Here is a 23,090-nt window from a genome sequence, read left to right on the forward strand (position 1 = left end):
AGCCTCTCAAAGAGTTGTCAATCTGAGGACCTTCCAGCGGACGAAGGGTGACTGAAGTCTTAATGATCCTTCAAAATAGTTCCGTAGGGGTCGGTGGATAGAGAACAGAGAAATCAAACTCTGGATAAACTGGGTTGGTTCAACCCAAAACACTTCCCAACCGAGAGCCTGTGTCCATTTTTTGCTACGCCCAGACCTTCAGGCGTCGTCCTTGGCACTGCTGCGCGTAAAGCTTTCCAGATCGACCAGAAGATTGGGGTTGGTGCCCTTGCCTTCCAACTCTTTGCAGACGTCGTTCAACACCTTCACATAGCGTTCGAGATGCGATTTTCCGTCCACCTTTCTGGCCAGATCGTCTGCCAGAGTTCGGGTGGCAGCCAGCAGCCGGTCGGCGGTTTCGTCGCGGCCGGCGACCAGCGCCCAAGGCTCATTCAATCGCCAGCGCAGCAATCCCACCAGAAGATAGGGGCCATAGGAATAGCGCGTGGTGAAATCGCGGCCCACTGCGTCGTGCACCTTGGCTTCGGCGATGTCGGCGAGTTGTTCCACCTCGTCCCGCGTCAACAACATGGGCGCGGTTTCGGTGCGCGACAGCAGGAAGGCGGCGCAGGCCATCTGATCCTTTTTCCAGCCGTCTTCGGGCAGGCTGAACAGGTGATCGAAGGCGCGCCGTTGGTCCCGTTCGTCGCGGGCCGTGCGCCCGACCCCCTGCAACAGAAGCGTGCGGGACTGGTGGTGTGCAAAGAACACATGGCGTCCGTGCCCCGCCTCGAGCGCATCCAGCATGGCCGGAACCACCCATTCGGGACATCTGGCAAACAGCCAGGTCAGGAATTTCAGCGAATGGTTGTCGCGGCTACCGCCTCCGTCCAGCCGGGCCCGCACATCCGCCTCGGCCAGTTCGGTCGCCCGGTCCAGCAGCTGCCGCCCCTCGTCCGGCAGATCGTCGGGCAGCTCGCCGTCGCTCGAGACCGCATAGCGGCCTTCGGGCCGGTTCGACAGTTTGCTGGCCAGCAGGTTCCAGTCGGGCCACAGCGCGGGCACCTCCTGCTGCAGCAGTTCCAGCAGACCGGGACGGTTCCGGCGCGGATACCAGTTGTCGGTGCCGCAGGGCAGGACCAGCCGGTGCGGGATGGTGGGCATCTCGGGGGTCAGACTGTCGATCAGCTCCGGCCAGCTCTGGCTCAGCTCTTCGGCGCTGTCCCAATCCACCACCACCGGCCCGGAAAAGGCCGGCGACATCAGGGTCAGCCGTGCGGCCCCGGCGGCGGGGGTCTGCTGGACGTGCAACTCGACCCGCTCGGCCGAGGTCTGAGGCACCGGCAGCCTCACCTCGGCACGGCGCGGGGCAGGTGCGGTTTCCTTCTTCAGATGCACCTTGATTTCGGACGTGCCCGGTTGCAGCCCCAGAACCGCCGGTCGGGTGCTGCGATAGGGTTGGCCGGCCGGCAGCAGCGCGTCCTTGGGGATCAGGTCGTAATTCTTCGCCGTGTCGCCATCCTGGACGATGGTCGAGATCTGCGGAAGAAAGTCGAAATAGACCGGTTGGTTGGCGGACAGGCGGCGGGCGGCCTCGAGCGCCCCCAGCGCGACCGCATCGGGCGCAAGCGCGTAGATGTCGCGCCCCGCCGCCGCAACGAGCGCTTCGTGGATCTGCCGACGGATCGCGCCCCGCGTCGGCGTTTCGAACAGGATCAGATCGCAGCCCTGCACGCTTTGGGCCACGCTGTCGGGAATGGCGCAGGGCGCGGGGCGGAAATCCGGGGGCGGCACGATCAGCTCCCAGCTGGCGTTCCATTTCCGCAACGGTTCGGGCGGACAGTCGAAGCCCAGGGCCAGCCTGTGCGGCAGATCCGAGGCGATCAAGTGATCCGCGCGATCGGGGTTGGCGCAGCAGGCCCGCAGGGCGGTGACGGCCTGATCCAGCAGCGGTTTCAGGCCAAGGCCGCAAGGGTGCAGCCGGCCCGTGTCGCGGCGTTCGGGCGCGATCAGCGCGCCGTGCCGCAGGCGCAGGGTCTGCGTGACGAAGCCGCCCGCATCATGGCCGATGATGCCGATGTTGCGCACGTCGGACCAGCCGATCCGATCCAGCCGTTGCAGGGCCGCCAACACCGCCAGAACCGGTCGCCAGACCAGAACCGTGCGCCCCGGCCGCAACTGGCGCAGGGCCTTCAGCAGGGCCTCTTGACGGTGTTCGTCCAGATCCGGCAGATCGGGGATGGCCAGCGCGACCGTGGCCTTGCGGGCACCCGCCATCGCCTTCAGCGCGGCGGCGATCGCATCACTCTGCGACGCGGGGTCGGTCAGAATATCGCTCACCCGGAGGCGCGGTTGCGTCCCGATGTCGCCCCAGCCGCCGCCGCGGCCATGCGGAGCGCGCGCCGCCTGCATGCCACCGATCAGATCGGTTTCGGCACCGGAGTCCTTCAGCCGCACGACCACGCCGCCCGCGCCGCCATTCACGACCTGGTCCCTGTCTTCGACGGGCTCCTGCCCCGGAATTTCCAGCCAGTTCCGGGCGGCGAAGTCGCTCCAGCCGTTCAGATCATAGCCGACCAGACGTTTCATGCGGCCTCCGCCGTGAACAGAGAGCGGACGAAACCCGCCAGCGCCTGCTTACCCTGCCGCAGCGCCGCGCCGCGCGCATCGAAGACGATGCCGCGGACCCGGCTGCCGCCGCTGGTGGTCTCGTGGCTGTCGAAGGTCGCATCGGCCGGGGCAAGGATCACCCCCTCGCGCATCACCTCATGGGTGGCGTGGCGGCGCAGCATCTCGATCAAGGTTGCCGCCTGCTGCGTTTCGGTGCGCAGATCCATCGGTTCAAAGCTGTGCGGCGTCCAGACCGGCACCCGTCGTTCGATTGCGTCCGAATTCAGATCGGTCACCCGCAGCCAGACATGCGCCCGCGCGGCGAACTGGATGCGGGAAACCCGTTCAGGGCGGGCCTGGACCTCGACGATCAGGCCGCTGTCGCGCAGCCAGAACACCGCCAGAGGCCGGTCATGCAGGAACCGGCGCCCCTGGATGGCCTCGTCCAGCCAGATCAGAGGGGCCTGCGCCAGAAGCTGGGCCTCGTCCAGACCGTGCAGGGCCAGCGTGACCGCCAGAACGCAGAAATCGGTCCAGCTCTGGGCCTGCCACGCCCACAGCTCGTCCTCGGCCTTGTTCTGCCGCAGCAGTTTGTCCCAGGCTTGGCGGATCGCGCGATAGGCGCGGTCCTCCATCAGCACGTAATTGTCGGTCACGTCCGGGTCCGCCACGCCGACATTCAGCTCGCGCAGCTGGCGCGAAAGGCGGCGGCACAGGCGCTGATAGGATTCGACATTGCGATAGCGCTGACTGCTCTGAGCCGTCTTGTGTTCGCGCAGCCATTGCCTTGCAAACCGCTCGGCCAGCCGCAGATAGGCGTGGAACACGCGGTTCTCGAGCGTGTTGAAGTTCTCGTGCCGGGCAATCGCAAGAACCCGCTGGTCGGCGCCGGCCCGTTCGGCGATGCTGCGGCCCGGCTGGCGCACCATCCACAGCATCGAGGCCCGGTCCATTTCCTGCACCCGGTCCAGCGGCACCATCTCGCGGTTGCGGCGCAGCACCCGGCGAATGCGTGATTCCAGTTGCAGAACATGGGGCCGGGTCTGCTGCGACTGGCGCACGATCTCGGCCATGCGCGGATCGGCTTCGTTTTCGGCCCGGTCCCACGCCGCCTGCAGGCGCGGCCACAGGTTTTCGGGGTCGTCCAGCGCGCCCTCGACCTCGTGGATGCGCGCCAGCACCCGGTGCATCCGCGCCGAAGCGGCAAGGGCCACCCTTTCGTCCTCGGTGCGCGGCTCGAGCCCGATCTTGGGGCGCGCGGGCAGGCCGGTGATCTGGCACGGGGCATTTGACCGGCCCGTCTTGGGATAAGGGTACAGGCGCAGCTCGGCCCCGTCGCGCGCCAGAAGAACCGCATGCCGGGACTGGGCGCCGTGGCTGCCCGAAGCCTCGCCCAGCAGACAGTCCGACGGACCGAGCACCGCCGCCGCGGGGTCCTCGGTGCGGTGCGACCAGGGCCTACGGATCAGCTTCATCCGCGCGCCACCCCGCGCCAGACGAACTGTCCGGTCTCGTCCTCGGCGTGGCGGACGGACTCGCGGATCGCCTGAGCCAGATCGGGGTCGCCCAGATCCGCCTCGACATAGCCGGCGAGGTTGTCCAGCGGTCCGGTCAGGTTTTCCACCTCGACGCCGCGCAGCTTGGGCAGCAGCCGCATTTCGACCTGATCGGCCAGCGCGGCCTGAAGGTCGCGGTGGCCGTTGTCCTCGGGGTAGTTGGCGGCGTAGGCCATGATCGCCCGCCCCAGCCTGTGTCCGAAGGGGCGACCCAGTGCTGTCATGTGGCCCACCATCTTTTCGACGTGGTCTTCAACCTTGGGACGGTCGGACCCCAGCGTGTCGATGTCACGCACCCAGGCGCGCCACTGGCGGCGGGTCAGGGCCCGGGTTTCGACCGGCGTGCCCTGGGTCTGCCCGGCTTTGATCGTGCGTGGCGCCGCAAAGCGCAGCACGTTGGCCCGGTCGACCACCTTGTCCGACAGCGACTGGGTGCTTTCATCCTCGTTCATGGTGCCGGCGAACAGCACGTTGTAGCCAGGGAATATCCGCGGCGCCTGCCCATCCGGCATGGGAATGTCCAGGTTCAGCTCGGCATCCTTTCGGGCTTCGGCGCGGTCGGTCTCGTCGATGCCGGGGCGGCTTTCCAAGCGGCTGAGGAAGTCCGAGAAGTAATATTCGACCCGCGCCAGGTTCATCTCGTCCAGCAGCACCAGCAGCATCCGGTCGTCAAAGCCGCCATCCGCCGGACCATTCCATTCATCCATGTAATACAGCGCCTGCGCCAGATCGGTGGGCCGGTATTTGCCTTCGATATAGTTGTAGAACCCCATCAGATCCTGCGGGCTGTCCCATCGCGGCTGAACCGGGACCTGCAGGAACCCGATCCCCATCGCCTGCGCATAGCGGCGCGGCAGCTGGCTTTTGCCGGTGCCCGAAATCCCCGCCAGAACCGCCATCTGAGTGGTCTCGTTCACCTTCATCGCGGTGTGATAGGCGCGGATCACCCGGCGGTGATAGTCCAGCCCCAGCACCTTCATGTGCACGGAAACGCGGTGCAGCGCCTCGGCTTCGGTCTCGCGCGCGTGTTCGTCCCAGCCCTGCATGTCGCGCAGCACCGGCGGCAGCGACCTGAGCTCGACCAGCGGGTCGGCCTGCTTGCCGCCCCCGCCCGCCGCAAGCCCGGCCTTGTCCTTCATCGCCTCGATCTGGGCCAGCAGTTCTGCGCGCTGTGCGTCCATCCGGGTCAGTTCGGTCTGGGCCGAGGCCAGCCGGGCCGCCTCGTCGGTATGGGCCGCGCGGATCTGTTCCAGCCGCTCCTCTGCGGCGCGGGTACCATCTTCGGCCTCGTCGCGGCGGGCGCGGAAGGTCTCGACCTCGCCCTGCAGGCGGGCGGCATCGCGCTCGAACCGGTCGATGCGCTCGCGCAGCTCGGCCTCGCGGGCCTTCAGGTTTTGCAGATCGGACAGCTCGCCGCGCAGATCGGCCACCGCCTGTTCCAGCTGGGCGCGGCTCTGTTCCAGCTGCTCCGTCTGGGCGACCAGCCGTTCCGCCTTCTGAAGGCGCGCTTCGACCTGTTCCAGCTCGGCGGCCTTTTCGGTCAGATCGCGCGTGACCTGCGCCAGCGCGGTCTGTGCCTCGTCGGTTTCCTGGCGCAGGGCCAGGATTTCCTGCCGGCGGTCTTCAAGCTGGTTCCATTCGGCCTGCAACTCGGCCTTTTGCCGAACCAGCGCATCCACTTCGGCCTGTTTGAACGCGTAGTCCGCTGCGGTTTCGCGAAGCTTTTGTACTTCGGCCTCAAGATCGTCGCGCAGGTGTTTTTTGCCCGCGATCTGCGCTTCCAACTCGCCCAAGGAGGCCATCGGTCCCTTGATCGTGATGGCATGGTCGGCCCGCCAGGCCACCATCCCCATGATCGCCGCCAGGACGAACAGAACGAATGCCGCAAGCAGCGCCGAGATCAGCAGCGTTCCCATCAGTTGGCCTCCTGCGTCTGTGCTTCGTCGGATTGTCCGGCGTCATTCTGCGGGTCGGGCGCGGCCGGCGCCTCGACCATCGTCCGCATCACCGCAAGCCGCCCGGTGATCGTCGCCAGTTCCTTGCGCGCGTCGGCTGCTGCGGTCTCGGCGGCTTTTTTCTGTGCCCGCAGATCGTTCACCGCGACCTCAAGTTCGATTTTCTCGGCAGACAGCCGTTCTTGCTCGGTCTTCAACGTCGCGGTTTCTGCCGTCAGCGCCGAAAGGCTGGCCATCAGATCCGCCTTCTGTTTTTCCAGACCGTCCCGATCCTGTTCCAACTGCGCAATGGCCTCGGCAATCCGGGCGCGGCGGTCCTGCTCGGCCTTCGTTCTGGCCAGAGCCTGGTTCAGCGCCTGTTCGGCTGCGTCCTTGTCCGTGGTCACCGTCGCCAGCGCGGTCTGTTTTTCGGTAATCTTTCGGTCCAGATCCGCAAGCCGGTTTTGGGCCTGCTGCAGGTCAGTTTCCAGCTTTTGGGCCTGCTGCTGCCAGTCCGAGGCATCCGCCTGAGCCGAGGCCAACTCCGCCTGCGCTTGCAGCAGGTTCTGACGTGCGGTGGTGATTTCGGTTTCCAGTCGGCGCTTTTCCTCCCGGCGCGCGTTGATCTGCTGATTGACCTCGTCCAACCGCGTTTCGGCGTCCTGAACCTTGGTTTCGATCCCTTTCAGGCGGGCTTCTTGATCCTGAAGTTCGCCAACCCGGTCTTCGGCAAGCTCGATATCGCGGCGCAGCCCGTCCAACTCGGCCGTCCGTTCGCGGACTTCGTTCTGCGCGGACTGAAGGTCCGAGCGCGCCTGTTCGATCTGAGGCTGAAGCCGATCGAGATCCTCCTGCGCCTGCTTCGCGCGGCGCTCGGCGGCAACCGCTTGGGCGCTCTGATCGGCACTTTCCTTTTGAACGGTCTTCAAGTCACGTTCGGCGGCGGCCAGTTCGTCTTTCGTCTTCTGAAGATCGGCCGCGACCCGGTCGCGCTCTTGCTTGAGGCGATTCAGGTCGTCCACCTGATCCTGAAGCTGGCCACGGCGGGATTCCAGATCGCGGGCTTCGTTCCGGGCGTTGGTTTTGCGGGTCTCAAGCTGATCGATCTCACGCTGCAGTGCCGCTTGTTGGTCGCGCATCCCGTCCAGAAGGCTTTGAGCCTTGTCGATTTCAGACCGGACCGCGTCGCGGGTAGCGATCTTCTGCTGGGCATCGGTTCGGTCGGCCTCCAACGCCTTCAGGGCGGTCTGTGCCTCTTGGACCTTGGCGTTCAGGCTCTGCAGCTGTCCGATCAGGGTTTCGGCCTGCACCCGCTCGGCCTGCAACCCCGCCAAATCGGCCTTCGCGCCCTCGATTTCCGCACCAAGTGCGGCAAGCGTCGCCTGCCCGTCGGCGATGTCGCGCTCGATCCGGGCGCGGTCGTTGCGGATCTCGCCGAACTCCTGCTCCAGACCGATCACGAGGTACACGAAAGCGGCCAGAACCGCCGCCGTGATGACGGCGCTGCCGATGGCCAGCCAGGCAAACAGATGCGACTTGCGCACGGTGTCAGTCGTTGAGGTCTCGTTCGACGAGGTCAAGGCACCCCTCCATGTCCTGTTTCAACTCATCCACCCAGAACCGCCGCACCTTCCAGCCCAGTGCGCGCATCTGGTGATCACGCCAGTGATCGTCGATCTTGCGGTTGCCGTCGGCATCCTGGTGCCAGCGGCGACCGTCGACTTCGAGGTCCAGCTTGACCCCGTTCGCCCCGAACAGGGCAAAGTCCAGCCGGCGGCCTGCGATTTCGTATTGCGGCTGCGGATCGAGGCCGCGCGCCTTCAGCGCGTGGAACACGATGCGTTCCCAGTCACTTTCGAACACGCCCTCGCCGGAACGGCCACGCGGTTCGGTCGCGCGCGCGGCGAGGCTTTGCAGCTGCCTGATCTTCCCCGAACGCGCGTAATCCAGATCGCCGAACACATGGGCCACCGCCCGCGCTCGGCTGATCGCCACGTTCATGCGCCGCCATTCGCGCACCAAGAACGTCACCGCAGAGGGCGCGGCCCCTTCATGCACGGTGGGCGAAAACAGGATCAGGTCGCGTTCCTGGCCCTGAAACCCGTCAACCGTGCCGACGCGCAGATCGGCCCTGGTCCAGCAAGTGTCCGGCAGCGCCTGTCGCAACGCCTGGGTCAATGCGTGCACCTGCGGTCGGAACGGGGCAATCACCCCGACCGTTCCCATGTAGGCCTGAGTCACCAGAAGATCCTGAACCTCGCGCGTGATCGCGGCAACTTCGGCAAGGTTCACGTTCTGTGCCGTGGATGTCGCCCGGCCCGGGCCGGGCACATGCGTCCACGCCAGGCCCGGCTTGCGCCCCTTGGGCAGTTTCAGCGCCTCCAGATCCGCCGCGACCCGCAGCTTACCGCCGTAGAACTGCGTGTTGATGTAGTCCACGATCCCTTCGGCCGAGCGATACTGATCGCGTAGCATGACCGCCGGAACCTCCGGCGTGCTGCGGGCCAGGTCGAACAGGCTCTTGCGGCCCTGCGAGAACCGGCCGGTTCCCGAATCCGGCAGCCCGTTGGCGGCCATCAGGTTGCGATCCTGGGAAAGCCCGATCTGGGAAATGAAGGCCAGCTGCCGATCGTCGCCCACGATCACCGCCCGCTTTGCCCGCGCCAGCAGGGGCAGGGCCGAAGCGATGTCGCACTGGCTGGACTCGTCAAAGATCACCAGATCGAACAGGCCCTCGTACAAGGGAATGCGCCGGGGCGTACCCAGAACCGAGGCCAGCCACAGCGGGCGGTGATCCAGCACCGTCTGGGCCAGATCGCGGGACATGGCGCCGCCTCCGTGCAGGGCCAGGTCGTCATGCTGGTTCGACAGATCGATGCGCTGACCCTCGGTCAGGGCCGCCCGTGCGACCAAGGTCTGGCGCATGACGGTCTTGGCGAGGGGTTCGATCTGTTGGGTCAGATCCACCGGGTCCGGTGGTGGGGCCAGCCGGGCCAGTTCGGCCCGCAGCGCCCGGATTTTGGCCTCGATCGCGGCGCGGCCCGAGGGCGGGGGAGCGTCCGCGGCGCCGGTCGGGTCAAAGCGGCCCGGCAGCAGCCAGCGCAGCAGACGGGCCAAAAGGCCCCGCGCCTCGGGGCCTGTGGCCGGTTCCGGTTCGGGGTCGTCCGCGCGCAGGTCGAGGGTTTCGATCAGATCGGCCAGTTGCAGGTTCAGCACGCGCCGGGCCTCGACCGTATCGAGCGCTTGCAGGCGTCGGCCCGCCAGGTCGGTCAACTGATCCGCCAGTGCCGGATCGTGAAACCCGGGCGCCCTGCCGGGGTCGTTGACCAGCTGCGCGACCACATCTGTCATGCCCTGATCGATCTCGCGCGCGGGGTCCAGCGTGCGCACCATGAACGGAACGTCAGGCGCGATTTCGGACAGGCGTTGTTCGACCGCGTCCAGCGCCTGGTGGTTCTTCGAGGCCACCATCACCGACCCGCCCCGCAGCAGGGTCGTTGCGGCCATGGCGACGATGGCCTGGCTTTTGCCGGTGCCCGGCGGCCCTGTCACCACCGAAAGCGGATGCGCGGCGGCATTTGCCACGGCGCGGATCTGTTCGTGGTTCAGCGGTCCGACATTGATCGGCGGATCCGCGGGGATCTCCCCGTCATGTTTCAGCCCCAGCAAGGGGCCCAGGGCGGTGCGGGCGATCTTCTCGGGCGCCCAGGTGGCGATCTGGTCGAGGTCACGCACCGCGCCCGCCGTGAATGAACTTTCGGTGGGCAGAAACAGCCCCATCGCGTCAAAGATGCCCCCATCCGCCGGGTCGAGGCTGGTGGCGAAGCGGCGGCCCGTGATCTTGCCGCGGATCGATTTCGCCGCGGCCTCGCGCAGCCGCAGCAGGAAATCATCGCGCGACAGCCCGGCCCCGCCCTGACCGGCAAAGATGTCGCGCAGGGCCCCGGCCGTCCAGGCGGTTCCGGTTGCGGCGGCCCGGATCCAGTCGGGGTTGACCATGACGTCATCGACCGCGATCCGGATCACCAACTGTTCGCCGCTGCGCTCCCACGTGGCCGCGATCAGGCCGACGGGCCGGATCGCGGGCGCGCCGCTTTTGCGGCCGATCGAAATGGGCCAGCCGATGGCCAGCGCCCGGTCATTCGCCTCGCGGCGGGACAGAGCCTCGCGGAAACTGTCGGGCAGATGCTCCAACGTGACCCGGATGATGCCCGTTTCGCCGTCTTCGGGGAACGGGTCGCCCGCGCCGCAGATCAGCTGATACGCGGTTCCGTGCCGGTCATCGGCCTGTGTCAGCGCGCCGCGCGGATCGCTTTGCAGCGCCGCACGATAGTATCGCAGCAAGGCAATCGGATTGATCTGTGCCGTGTCCGCGCCGTCCTCGGATCCGGCGGTTTCCCGGTCCGCCTGCCGCGAGAAACCCGCCGGAACCGCCTGAAGCACCGCGCCCGGATCCGCGCCGGCATCCAGCCCTGCCCCGGTTTCGTGACGCCCGGCCGCCACCACCGTCCGGCTGACCGCCCGCCACTTGTTGTCATGACCAAGGGTCACGACGCCCTGCTTCTGCAAGGCGAGCAGTTCGGCCAGGATCTGCTCGCGCCGGGCGGCGCTGAACTCAACATCCAACAGCGCGTACAATTCGTCGGTCGTGCGACCGCGGGGGAAGGCTTCGACTGTGCGCAGCAGGGTGCTCAAAGGCGACGCTCCATGCACGTTAAGCGGGTTTTCACGCGATCCGGCCCCGTACCTTCTGAATGTTAACCGTTTGTTTCAAAAGTGTTGTTCCACCCGACAGTTCGAGGCGCGGATGAACAGATGCCAAGTTTCAGTCTGACATGCAAGGGTTGGTTGTCCTGACCATGCGTCGGTGCCGAAGCGCGAAAAACCGACTGCGCGGCATCTGCCGACAGGGCGACGTCTTCCGCGCAAGTCGGCGTCAGGCCGGGTCCTCCGGCCCGCTGCTCAGGCCTTTTGGGGCGGGATGCACAGCTTGTCCTTGATGGGGCCGAAAACTTTTTCAGGGGCATTGCCTTTGATCAACGCGCGCAAAGGATTCACGAGGTATCCATCGACGGCTTCAGGTCTGTCGAGTGCTTCGAGCTGCACCGCGTAGAACCAGCTGCGGTCGTCGTCGCAGTAGACCCAGAGACTGCCTCTCGGGTTGCCGTCTTCACTTTCGCCCGCGCCCTCGGGGTTGGCAGTGTCGAATTCCCACCGGTCGTCCGATTTCGGGGACGGGCAATACCCGACCAGAACCTTGGCTTGCCGCCCGTACTCCCAATCGTCGCCGTGACCCGGATCGGAGGTCAGTTGAATGGCCAGAGTAATGTAGCCCAGCCCCTTCTTTTTTTCCTTGTCCTTCCCGACGTTCAGGCGCTCGTTCACCTTGTAATAGGCATTCCAGACGGGTCTGACCCAATCCCCGCCTTCATAGGTGTTGCTGTCAAATTCGATGATCAGACCACCTTTACCGGTTTCGTCAAGTTCAACCGTGTCGAACGCGTCATACAGCTTTTCCAGGTTCACCTGCACATCCAGCAGGTTTCGGGTCGATTGCCAGAGGGCTTCGCTTGCACTCATCAATTCATTTCTTGTTGAAACGTGGTTTTGTCGTGGCCAACCTGTGCCGCGTCATTGCGCATCGCAGCCGGTGCCATCGTTGAAGAAAAACGTGACGGCAGGCGGCATGGCCAGGTCCAGCCATTTGCCCAGCACAGCGCCCTGACCTGTGCCACTCAGGAAGGTTGCTGCCACGTCGGCTCAGGCTTTCAGGCCCGGGACGGTATCCGATTACATCGAGACTACTTCAGTTAATCAAAATGTGACATTTCGACAAAAAAACCCTTGCTGACCTTTGTGATCTGCACAATTTGGTATCTGACCCGCCCATCGAGCTCTACGAAATCGCCAACTCGCGCTCCGAGCAGATCTGCCGAAATCGAGTGGTCAGGGTGACGAAACGTCACTTTTTGCGTTGGGTCTGTCGAAGGAGTTTCCGATACGCTTACGAAGAGAACGCCATCTTTGCCCGGCTTCTTCAAACATACGATGTCATCGAAATCTACCGTTGTTGCGCGCCGTTCCGCTTCAAGTTCAGCTTCCAAAGTTTCAACACGCAATCTGAGAGCCACCAGCTGTCGCTTTGTTTGCTCAAGAGCTTGTTTCGTCTGGTCGTGACTTCGCATCTGCCTGAGCAGACGCAGAATGGTTTCATCCTCGCTGCTTCTGGACTGAAGTGAAGCGATCCGTTTGGAAACTCTTTCCTGCAATTCTAACGCATGCGGCCGCGAGCGGTGCTTTAGTTCTTCCGACAACTCCAGCAGTTTTTTCAGGTTCCCGAAATGCTGTCGGTATTCGTATTCCAATTCCTGCGTGGAATAATGAAAGTAGGTCCGGTTCATTTGTCTCAGCTCAATAATTGTGCAGCCCTGCTGGCAGCCTCGGTTAAGCGAAGATTTCTTCTCGCAACGAGGCAGATGCGTTCCGAGCAACGTCGAAACAAATAGATCCTTGCGCGGGTGTAATTTTTCACCGTTGATTGTCGTTTTTTAGAGCTCTCATTGCAATCACTGCATGAAACATCGTCGTCCTACTCAATCAGTTTTCTGCCAATTCAGCGCGCTGCGCGCCATTCGTCAATCGGTGTTCGGCCCCTGTGTGCCGACATCTCGTCGCAGCTCGACCTTGCGCGGTGCCGGGTCGGTCAGGCGGGTCAGCAGGGCCGCCAGATAGCGGTGCCCATCCGCCCAGGACCCCTCGGTCCAGCGCGCGTCATCGGGGGTCAGGCGGCCGCTGCGGATCTCGGCCATCAACAGGCCCGGAAGCGTGTCATAGGCCGCGACCGGCAGCGCCCGGGGCGGCAGCTTGTCCAGGAACCAGCGCACCGTGTCGGCGGCCTGCCCGAACCGGCAGGTCATCAGGAAGCGTTCATTGGACATCAGCAGGTTGCGCCGCAGGATCGGCACATCGTCCTGCGTGACCTTCAGGCCCGACAGAACCGCCGCGACGGCGTGACGCTTGGCCGCCGTCAGGCCCCAGAACGCGGCGCTCCAATCGTCGGGGAACAGCTGATCCAGCCGCGCGGCCAGCGGCGCGCAGGCCGCGAAGGTGCCGGCCGCAAGGCGTCGGTTCAGGGTGTCGTCAAACAGTTTTTCAAGCATCCGTCATGCTCCGTTCCATGATCGGGTCCGGCATCAAACCTGGGTCGGTCAGCGGGCCGAGGCGCGGACCTTCGGGGCCGGGCGACAGGTCCAGGCTGGCCACCTGCAGGGCAAAGCCGCTACCGTCGACCACCCAGTCCCGCCAGACCCGCGTGCCCTGTCCCGCAACCGCGGGATACAGCAATACAAGCCGCGTCGGCGTCGGACTCCGTCCGTATCCCTGACCGTAGGCAAGCATCTGATAGATGTCGGATTGCGACACCCCGGCCTTGTCCTCGGATAGGGTCAATCGTTTCCACTTGGTATCCACGATGAGGGTTTCGCGCTCGGTTTGCACCAGAATGTCCGGGCGCAGCGCGAACAGGCCGCAGGTCGTGACGCTCTTGCCCCTGGCCTGAATGCGCGCCCGCCGCCCCATCGCCCGGCGGAACAGTTTGGCGGTGTAGTTTTCGAACAGCTCGTTCATCGGAAACAACAGGGCAAACCCCTCGTCACTGCCCCGCCGCGCCGATTGCGATCGGCCGGCCAGCAACAGGCGCGCCATGCGGTACATCCCGTGCCAGGCCGTGTTGGTCCGATCCAGCACGACGCGTTCGCGCAGAGGGTCGGGGCTGCGGCCGACTCTGTCCATCCGATCCAGCGCATCGTTCAGCATGGTCAATGTTGCCGCCAGCGCCGTGCGGCGGACCAGCATCCGAGCGGCGGCCGCCACGACACGGGTCAGGGGGATATCCGGGGTCAGTTCGTCGAACCGGCAGGCCAGCCGGTCGGGGCGGACCGCATGTGCGGAGAACTGGCGTTTGACGTCCAGCGCCCCGCGCAGAACCGGCAGGTCGTCGGCCTCCGTCCGATAGCGACGCGGCAGCCCGTTGCGCAGCGTGTCCGACAGGTGCCGGGCAAAGGACAGGATCACCACCTCGAGCAGGTCCAGAGACTGCGGCGCAAAACCCGCCTGCCCCTCGGACCAGATGCGCAGGTCATGGGCCACGTTCAGCATATGAACCAGGGTCGCACGCCCGTCTTCGCCGTCGAAATCCAGTTTGGGCAGGATTTCCAGCGTCACGCCCGGCGCCGCCAGAACCCCGCAGATCTGCCCTGCCTTCAGATGCGCATGGCGCCGCGCGAGAATGTCCTCGGGGCGGCACCTGAGCCGGTTGGCGTAGGCGGCCGCGAGGCGGCACAGGCGGTCGGCCTCGGTCGGGGTCACGGCGCCTGCGCCGTCGCCGACCGGAATCTGCTGCCATTCGCGGCACGTCAGGCGCTTGTGACCGGTGAAGGGTTTCATGCCGCGGCCTCGGACGCCGCGGTGCCCGTCAGCAGCTCCTGATAGGCGGCGGGGCCGAACACGCGGTTGACCTCGTAGCGATAGCGGATCTCGCCATAGCCATCGTCCAGACCCGGCGGCGGCGCCAATTCGACCCGGCGCAGAAAGGCATCGCCGCCGCCCAACACGGCCCGCACGCGCCCCAGGTCGTCATGGAAGTACTCGCGCAGAAGGGGGATGATCTTGTCAGCCATGATGCGATCCAGTGCCGCAATGTCGGCAACCCCCATCATCCAGCCATGGCCGATCAGGTGATCGGGCCCGATCAGGTATTCCAGCCGCGCGTTGATCGTTTCCAGAACCGCCCGCAGGTCGATGCCCTGCACGGGCTCCACCAGGGTCGGATCGGGTGCGACCGACTCGAATCGGAAGCGCCGGCGCAGCGCGGTATCCAGAAGCGCGATCGAGCGGTCGGCCGTGTTCATCGTGCCCAGGATGTGCAGGTTGCTCGGCAGCGAGAAAGGTTTGCGCGAATGCGGCAGGATCACCGACAGGGCGTTGGCCGCGCCCTCGCGTTTGTCTTCCTCGAGCAGGGTGATCAGCTCGCCCATCACCTTTGACACATTGGCGCGGTTGATCTCGTCGATGATCAGGACATGGGGTGGTCGATCCGCCGAGGACTGGATCCGATCATCGCCAGATTGAAGATAGGGCAGCAGACCTTCCCAGCGGATCTTGCTCGGAACCATCCGATAGATGCTCTGCTGTGAAAAGCGGCTTGAATAGATGTCTGCAACATCAATACCGTCACCGCTTGCGTCGATCCAATGCCATTCGACCTTGCGACGATGATAGTAGTGATCGTTGGCCCGGGGCACAAATTCGTAGTCTCCGGTCACGATGCCGATTGCTTGAGCTTTCAGGTTGCCGTGACTTACCACGACCACGTCGCCTTTCTTCATGGACGCACGAAGTTGCGCCGTCTGCACAATATTCGGATCGTATCCACTGGCGGTTTCGTTTCCGGGTAGGCTGCGCCAATGTTTGTAAATGGTGTTGAAATTGTCGAACCGGGCGTCTGACCAATCGACTTCACCGCCATAACCCAACAGCACATAGCCGTTCTGGAAACACTCCTCTCGCAAGTATTCCTCTTCCTCGAAGCCTGCGCGTCCGAGGGACATTTTGAACACGTTTCGTCCGGCTCGGTCGAACTTAGTTCCCTGGGAAACCGGTCGTGTACGCGCGCGGTCGGAGATGGTCTTGAGTACACCATCGACGGCCTCCAGCCGGAACCCGGCCTGCCCCTCGGCACCCTCATCCGTCACCGGACGCAGGCCCTCGACGAATTCCTCGTAGCCATAGCTTTGGTGGAAGGTGACGAAGGCAACCCGGTTTTCCGCGCACAGTTCGTGATAGCGTGCCATGATCGCGGCGCGCCGCTGCCGCGGGTCCGGGTGATCGGGCACGGTTCCGTCGCAGATGCGAACCGCGCGTTCGGCGGTGGCAAAGGTCTTGCCGGTGCCCGGTGGCCCGTACAGGATGGTGTTCAGCGGTTGGGACACGGAAGCCTCCATGGTGGGTTTTTTCGATGTTTCAGCGCTTTCAAGCTTGGGGGTGTGATCGTGGATCACCCACAATGCCGACTGCACGTCCAGCAGGTTTCGGGGGGCCAGGCCGCGATCCGCGAAGGCCTGTTCGACGGCTCGGGCAAATTGCAGCTCGTTGGCGAATTCCTCGGCCGTGTCGTCTGAACGCGGAAACGCCTGGCCCGTGGCCTCTCGAAAAAGCGAATCCAACGCACGGCGGCGGAAATAGACGGCCCGGTCGGGGTGCAGCAGCATGGCGATCAGGCCGGCGATCTGTCGTGGATGATCCTGCTGTGGGGCCGGGCAGTTCTGCATCCATGCGTCGATGAATTGCGAGACGAACTGCCCGTCGTCCATATCCGGTGCGTGAAAATACCGGCGGATCACCCGTCCCAACTGGGCCTGTGGCCAAGGTTGCTTGAGCGGATTGATCGTGCGCCAGTTCAACAGGTTGAACCCGTCGAACACGGCCACCACGGTCGCGGCATAATCCTCATCGGTCGCGCAGCGGTTCAGCGCGGCGCGCAGCTTCTCGGCCTTGTCCAGCTTGTAGGCGGTCTCGGTTTCGTCGAATGTTTCGTGCGGCGGGTCGAAATGGTGGAACCCCGGAAATGCGGATTGCAGAACCGCGACCCAGCGGTCGATCGTTTCATCATTCAAAATCATGTCTTTCATCAATCCCAATGCGGCAAGTGCGGCCCGGATACTGGGCAGCGAGTTGTCGAGCAGATCCCAGGCCGATCTGTCGCGGAACCCGTGGTTTTTCAGCCCCGAATGGCGCCCTTCCCGGTCGGCGACGGCGTCCCAGGGCGGTTGCTCGCGTAGTTGGAACCCGGCGTCGCGCAACCGGTCCGCCAGCCCGTCGCAGAACCACAGTTTCGGGCGGGCCTGCTCGTAGGCGATGGCAACGGGCTGGTGATCGGGTGTGACCAGGCCGCCCATCTTCTGCGCCATCGTGCAATCGGGGTTGGGCCTCAAGGCAGACGCCTTGATCAGCGCAACCACCGCGCGCCGGTCCTGCGACACACCTTTCTTGGCCTCCACGATCTTTACTTGCGCGTCCATCGCGCTCCAGTCAGTCATCGTCACCTCCAAGGGATTTCAAAGCCGCCAGCGCGTTGACCAAGCGCATCTGCTCGACCGTGTCGCACAGGGTGGCGGCCAGCTGCGGCGCGGCGAAGACGAGGCTCAGCGCCTTGGCGCGGCTGATGGCGACGTTCAGGCGCTCGCGTGAGAGCAGGAAATCCAGCCCGCGCGCGGTTTCCGCCGCCGAACTGGCCGTCATCGATATCAAGGCGATCGGGGCCTCCTGCCCCTGGAACCGGTCCACCGTGCCCACGCGCACCCCCTCCAGCGCCTCGGTCAGAGCGTTGACCTGCGCGTTGTAGGGGGCGACGACGATGATGTCGGATCGTGTGATCGGGCGGGTCGTGCCGGTCTTGTCGGTCCAGGTGCCGCCCAGCAGGCGATCGACCGTGGCGCGGATGGCGGCGACCTCTTCGGGGCAATCCTGCGCACGCCCCTCATGCGGGACGGGCACCAGAAAGGCGCCCGCGCGGGGCAGCCCGTTCGCCGTCACCGCCTGCCGCTCGGTGTCGGGATGGGCGGTCAGCGTGCCGGCATAGAACTGGTCCGAGACATAGGCGGTCACGGCCGGGTGCATCCGCCTTGTGGTGTCCAGATACAGGCCGCGATCGGGCGACAGCACTGGCTCGTCACCCATGATCCAGTCCAGGCACGACAGGTCGGCCGGATGCGGATGCGCGCCCTGGATCACCTGCGGCAGCTGGCGCGGATCGCCCACCAGCACCAGGTTGCGCGCCGCCCGCGTCATCGCCAGCGCATTGGCCAGCGACACCTGCCCGGCCTCGTCCACGAACAGATAGTCGAAGGCATCGGCCAGATCGTCGCGCGCGAACAGCCAGGCGGTGCCGCCGACCACATGGGCGCTGCCGTGCAGCGGGTCGCCCGACGAGCGGGTCTGGCGGATTGCCTCGAACCCCTCGGGCAGAGGCGCGGCCCCGGCCTTGTCCTTGTGGGCGATGGTCAGGTCCTCGACCGTCAGATCGATGTCGTCATCCTCAAGCGCCCGGATGCAGCCCATCAGCACGTTGCGGATCGCCTCGTGGCTGTTCGAGGCCACGCCCACCCGCTTGCCCCTGCGCACAAGCGACAGGATGGCGCGGGCGGTGACATGGGTCTTGCCGGTTCCGGGCGGGCCCTGCACCGGCAGCACGGTGTCGTCCATCGCGCCCACGGCGGCGATCAGGCGCTCGACCGGTTCGCCCGTGGCCCGCAGCGGCGAGGGCCCGACAAAGCGCGGCGCGGCGCGGGCAAGAAGGTCTTCGGCGGCGCGGTTGCGGCGCGGACCGCATTGATCGGCGATCACCGCCGCGATGGCCGAGGGGATCGGATGCGGGTTGATGGCGAAATTCGGCAGCAGGTCCAGCCGGTCGCGCAACACATCAGCGTTCTTGTTGCCCACCTTCAGGGTGACGGTGCACGCCGTGCGGTCCAGCGCCGTAATCGTCACCGAAGCCATCGTGCCGTCGCCCCGATCCACGCAGGCGGTGGCATCGCGGCGCAGTTTCGTTTCCTGAAACGGATAGCGATAGCTGCGCTCGACCGAGGATTTCACCGGTTGCGCCGGGCCGGTCGCGCGCAGCCCCGCCAGACAGTCCAGATCATCGGCCAGATCGTCGAAATCCTTGCCCGCGGCATCGAACACCGCCCAGGCGGCGGGCTTGGCCTCGCGCGTGTGGAACTGCCCCAGATCATACAGCAGCTTGCGCCGGTCCTCGGGCAGATCGGCCCCGGCCAGCCGGTCGCGCAGCTGGTCGGCCTCGGCGTCGGCCTCTTCGGTCTTTTCGGTGGTTGCCTCGCCCAGCTCGTTCCATGTCGCCCAGTCGGGGCGCAGCCCCAGCAGCCAGTCGCGCAGCATCTGGGTCGAGATGCAGTCGATCCGGTTGTACTCCTCGATCTCGTCCAGAATGCCCTGATCGCCGGTCTCGCGCCAAGCCTCGTAGGCCACGACCGAGCCACCGGCGGTCTTGACCTCGCCGGTGCGGGCGATGTCGTAGAAGGCTTCCATGTCCTTGATCGAATAGCTTTTCTCGGACGCGATGATCCCGCCGCGCACCACCGCGAACAGGTCCACGAACCGCCCCTCGCGCAGCCAGCGGTCCAGCTGCGCCTCGCCGAAACCGTACTGCGTGCACAGCCGTTTCAGCGAAGTGATCTCGTAGGGCGCATAGTGATAGATCCGCGCCTGCGGATGCGCCGCCAGCCGGTCCGAGAAGAAGGCGAACAGCTGGATCAGGGCGTCCTTCTCGGCGGCATGGTCATGCGCCCAGAAGGCGGTGAACTGGGCCCCGTCCCAGACCCCGTGCAGATATTCCAGGCCTTCGGCTCCGTCCTCGCGATAGAACGGGTCGCCCTCGATGTCATAGAACAGATCTCCCGCCTGCGGCCGTGGCAGCAGGTCGAACCCCTTGCCCGCGACATGGGGGCGCAGCTCGGCCCTGGGCGGGCCGGATTTGCGGGCCTGCTGCAACCGCGCCTGCGTCACCAGCTTGTCCAGCGTCGGCGCCGCGATCCGTGGAACGCGCTCGGTCCGCTCGGCCAGCGCGGCCATGGTGGTGACCCCGGCGGCTTCGAGCCGCTGAACCTGCGGGCGGGTGATGTTGGCGACCTGGAACAGGCTGTCCTCGTTTTCCCAGACCTGCTGGCAATGCTCGCGCCAGCGGCACAGGCCGCAGGTCTTGCAGGGCACCGGGCGCGTCGGATGCGGGTCGGCCACGAACCGTTCCAGCCGCCACCGCGCGGCGCGGGCATAGGCGGCGTATTCCGACAGGCGAAAGCTGAACCGCTGCCCGTTGCCCAACTGCACATGGGCGCGGTCGGGCGCAAGGCCCTGAACCTGCGCCAAGAGGTCGGAATACAGGACCAATTGCAGCACATGGCCCGGCGCGGGTTTGCGTTTCAGCTTGGTGTCCACCACCTCGTAGGAAAAATCGCCCAGGTCCGAGGGCCGGTCCACCCGCTCCAGAAAATCAGAGTATCCGCCCCACATGTCGCCTTCGAGCGCGCCCTGAAAGATCACCTCGGGGCCGGCGCGCAGGGCGGTCAGCGTGTCGGCCACCGCCCGGTCAAAGGGCACGCCGTCGGTCTCGATCCGCGCGATGCTGCGCCCCTGTTCGGCCAGGCGGTGCAGATGGTCGGCCTCGTGCGCGTCGCCGTGGCGTTGCAGCAGTTCGGCATCCGCGCTGTCCTCGACCGGGTCGGGGCCCGCCCCTTGCAGCCGCTGCAAATCCAGCGTCGTGGCATGGGCGCAGGCCATGAAGCGCATCAGATCCGAGGCGGACAGGCGGATTTGGCCATCATCCAGCTTCATGCCGCGTCTCCTGCTTGCGTGATGGCCAAGGCCGTGCCCCCCAAGGCGCGGAAGGCCCGTTGCCGGCATGAGAACACGATCACCTGCAGATCCTGCGACTGCCTGGTCAGGGCGTCGAACATCTGCTCGATCCGGTCATCGTCGGTATAGACGATGGCATCGTCCAGAATGACCGGCGCCGGGCGGCCGTCCCTGGCCAGGATGCGGGCAAAGGCCAGCCGCACCAGAAGGGAGATCTGCTCTTGCGTGCCGCCCGACAGCACGTCGAACTCCTCTTCCTCGCCGCGGCGCGTGATGCGGGTGATCAGCCCGGTATCGGCGTCGATCACCGGCTCGGCGTCTGGCCAGATCATCCGCAAAAGCGGCAGCAGCTCGCGGTGGACAGCGGCGACATAGTTCTCGCGCGCGGTGTCGCGGGCGGCCTGCAACGCGCGTTCCAGTCGTTGATGCACGGCAATGTCGAACCGGATCCGCGCCAGCCGGTCTTCGGCCTGCTTCAGCTGGTCCTCGGTCAGGGCCAGCTCCTCTTCGACCGCGTTGGAAGAGACCACCGAGATGCGTGAATTCAGCCCGGCGTACTCCTCGCGCAGGCGGGCGATCGTGTCAGTGGCCGATTTGATCACCGACTCGGCCCGCGTCATCGCGGCCTCGGCCGCCGCCAGATCGGGGGCATTGGCCAGACGAGCCTGTTGCGCCTGCCGGGCCTGTTCCAACGCGCTGGCGGCCTCCTGCTGCAAAACCCGCAGATCGGCCAGTGCCTTGGCGGGATCCTGATGGGCTCCCAAGGCCTCCTGCGCCCTCATGGCTCGGTTTTCGGCATTGGCCATGTCGACCTCGGCGCGGGTCAGGCTGTCCTTGGTCGCATCCGCCGCCGATCGCGCGGCCTCAAGCGCTTCAGAGGCTTCTGCCAACGTGTCCTGGGCCGCCATTTCGGCGGCTTCGGCCTGTGCCACGTCCGGCACGTCTCCTTCGGTCTCCACCGGCTCGGGCAGCGCATCATGCTCGGTGCGCAGGGCATCCAGTCCGTGCGGGGCCAGCGCCCTGAGGTCGGCCTCGGCCTGCCGGAGTTGCGTTTCGATCCCGCGACGCCGAGTCAGGGACTCTCGTGCCGCGGCAACGTTGTCCATTCCGGCCTCGGCCAGCGCGGTTCGCAGCGCGGCTTCGGCCTCGGCCACCGCGCCGTCATCCGCCTGCGCCGCACTGATCTCAAGCCGCCCGATTCCGTCAAGATCCAGCGTTGCCCCGGTCAGGACCGGATGCCGCCTGCCGCCCTCCACCGGCTGGCCTTCGCTGGTGATCCGGCCTTCGCCGCCGGCGCAATAGGTGACGCTGAAGGCCGCCGCCGCGTTCTCGTGGCTCTTCCTCGCGATGCTCAGGTCACGGGCCAGCTCTTCCAGCTTGCCCAGCGTTTCCGGAGCGATTTCGCCGCCCACCTGCTTGCGCAGCTCTGCGATGCGCACGCCCAGCTTCTCGGCCTGTGCGATACGCTCCTTGAGTTCGGTGCGTCGGGTGGCCGAGGCTGCGGCCTCTTTCGCCCGCATGGCCCGCCGCAGATCGGATGCCGCCCTTTCGACCGCCTTGCGGGCCGTGTCATGGACCTTCTTCGCCCTCTCGAGTCGCTTTTGCGCCTCGTCATTCTGGCCGGTGCGCTCATCAACGATCGCCTTGGCCTTTTCCACGGCTTCATGGGCGGATCTGGCCTCGGTGAGGATGCCGTCCAGCGCCTCGATTTGGGCATCGCAGGAGTCCAACTGCGCCGACAACCGGGCGATCTCGTTTTCTCCATCCTTCACTTTGCGGTCATGCGCACGCGCGGCCTCAAGAGTCTCTCGGGCCTCCTCAAGCGCTTTGGCGCGCTCGTGATGGGCTTCGGGCGCGTCCAGCTCGGCCAGCTCGCGCCGCACCTGGCGGCGACGCTCCAGATCCTGTTGCAGGGCGCGCATGTCGGCCTGCAGCTGGTCGCGACGTTCGGTCAGCGCCTCGACCTCGGTCGTGGCCTGATCCAGCCCGCCATTCCTTTTCGGCCTGCCGGTGCCGGTCAGGTGCTGACCCAAGAACGCGGCGCAGTTTGCCAGCGCGGCTTCCATCCGCCGCCCGCCGGTCATCGCCTCGACCTCGCCCGCGACCGAGGTCATGATGTCGCGCCGCGCCTGCTGTTCCTCGCCGCCGCTGTCCAGCCCGACAACCCCCTGCCGCACCCACAGAAGCCCCGCCGGGCCGCCATCCGAGGGCGGTTTCAGCAGCCCCGACAGCATCGCGTCGGCCTCGGCTTTCTGGGCGACCAGAACACCGTCGCGCCACAGTTTCGCATCCTTGCGCCCGGCGCTGGAGCTCCAGCATTTCATCAGCTTCCACTGCGCGCCGTCGGCCTCGAAACTGACCGTGACCTCGGGGTCGCCGCCCACACGGGGCACCAGCGCCTTGACCGTCTTGTCGAACGATCGGTGGCTGACGAAGAACGCCGCGTGCAGCGCCTCGAAGAAGGTGGATTTGCCATGCTCGTTCGGCGCCACCAGCACGTTCAGGCCGGGGCCGAACCCGTCGATGCGGACCGGGTCCACGAACCGGCGCACGTTTTTCAGGGTGACCGAGGTGATCTGCATCG

General features: G+C 65.7%; 13 protein-coding genes. All 13 read right to left on the minus strand.

Annotation, left to right across the window (positions count from 1 at the left end; all coding sequences use genetic code 11):
• Positions 1–198 precede the first annotated feature (198 nt).
• The 13 genes from AVO45_RS10800 to AVO45_RS10855 all read right to left on the minus strand — a co-directional run bounded on the left by AVO45_RS10800 (position 199) and on the right by AVO45_RS10855 (position 23,088).
• Positions 199–2,568, minus strand: a complete 2,370-nt coding sequence (locus AVO45_RS10800; protein ID WP_068346834.1) for a hypothetical protein — start codon at positions 2,566–2,568, stop codon at positions 199–201.
• On the minus strand, positions 2,565–4,064 hold the full coding sequence (locus tag AVO45_RS10805; protein WP_068346836.1) for a hypothetical protein: 1,500 nt from the start codon (positions 4,062–4,064) through the stop codon (positions 2,565–2,567). The genes AVO45_RS10800 and AVO45_RS10805 overlap by 4 nt, the downstream gene beginning before the upstream one ends.
• On the minus strand, positions 4,061–6,061 hold the full coding sequence (locus AVO45_RS10810) for an McrB family protein (protein WP_068346838.1): 2,001 nt from the start codon (positions 6,059–6,061) through the stop codon (positions 4,061–4,063). The genes AVO45_RS10805 and AVO45_RS10810 overlap by 4 nt, the downstream gene beginning before the upstream one ends.
• Positions 6,061–7,659 (minus strand): coiled-coil domain-containing protein, encoded by a 1,599-nt coding sequence (locus tag AVO45_RS10815; protein ID WP_068346840.1) that lies wholly within the window; start codon positions 7,657–7,659, stop codon positions 6,061–6,063. Before AVO45_RS10815 ends, AVO45_RS10810 begins: the two co-directional genes overlap by 1 nt.
• Positions 7,628–10,774 carry an AAA domain-containing protein gene (locus AVO45_RS10820; RefSeq protein ID WP_068346842.1) on the minus strand — a complete coding sequence of 1,049 codons (3,147 nt, stop codon included), beginning with the start codon at positions 10,772–10,774 and terminating at the stop codon, positions 7,628–7,630. The genes AVO45_RS10815 and AVO45_RS10820 overlap by 32 nt, the downstream gene beginning before the upstream one ends.
• A gap of 267 nt (positions 10,775–11,041) precedes the next feature.
• The gene (locus AVO45_RS10825; RefSeq protein WP_068346843.1) at positions 11,042–11,659 is read right to left on the minus strand and encodes a hypothetical protein; all 618 of its coding nucleotides are present in this window, start codon (positions 11,657–11,659) and stop codon (positions 11,042–11,044) included.
• A gap of 51 nt (positions 11,660–11,710) precedes the next feature.
• Entirely contained in the window at positions 11,711–11,833 is a 123-nt protein-coding gene (locus AVO45_RS20125; protein ID WP_276202406.1) for a hypothetical protein, read from the minus strand.
• Between the two features lie 56 nt (positions 11,834–11,889).
• Positions 11,890–12,480, minus strand: a complete 591-nt coding sequence (locus tag AVO45_RS10830; protein WP_068346846.1) for a hypothetical protein — start codon at positions 12,478–12,480, stop codon at positions 11,890–11,892.
• Positions 12,481–12,714: 234 nt separating this feature from the next.
• Entirely contained in the window at positions 12,715–13,239 is a 525-nt protein-coding gene (locus tag AVO45_RS10835) for a hypothetical protein (protein ID WP_068346848.1), read from the minus strand.
• A complete protein-coding gene (locus AVO45_RS10840; RefSeq protein ID WP_068346850.1) occupies positions 13,232–14,524 on the minus strand; it encodes an McrC family protein in 1,293 nt (430 codons plus the stop codon). The genes AVO45_RS10835 and AVO45_RS10840 overlap by 8 nt, the downstream gene beginning before the upstream one ends.
• A complete protein-coding gene (locus AVO45_RS20045) occupies positions 14,521–17,175 on the minus strand; it encodes an AAA family ATPase (protein WP_082688758.1) in 2,655 nt (884 codons plus the stop codon). Before AVO45_RS20045 ends, AVO45_RS10840 begins: the two co-directional genes overlap by 4 nt.
• A complete protein-coding gene (locus AVO45_RS10850) occupies positions 17,168–20,485 on the minus strand; it encodes a TM0106 family RecB-like putative nuclease (protein WP_068346854.1) in 3,318 nt (1,105 codons plus the stop codon). Before AVO45_RS10850 ends, AVO45_RS20045 begins: the two co-directional genes overlap by 8 nt.
• A complete protein-coding gene (locus tag AVO45_RS10855) occupies positions 20,482–23,088 on the minus strand; it encodes an AAA family ATPase (protein ID WP_068346857.1) in 2,607 nt (868 codons plus the stop codon). The genes AVO45_RS10850 and AVO45_RS10855 overlap by 4 nt, the downstream gene beginning before the upstream one ends.
• Positions 23,089–23,090: the final 2 nt, after the last annotated feature.

The sequence above is a fragment of the Ruegeria marisrubri genome, from assembly GCF_001507595.1.
Classification (GTDB): Bacteria; Pseudomonadota; Alphaproteobacteria; order Rhodobacterales; family Rhodobacteraceae; genus Ruegeria; species Ruegeria marisrubri.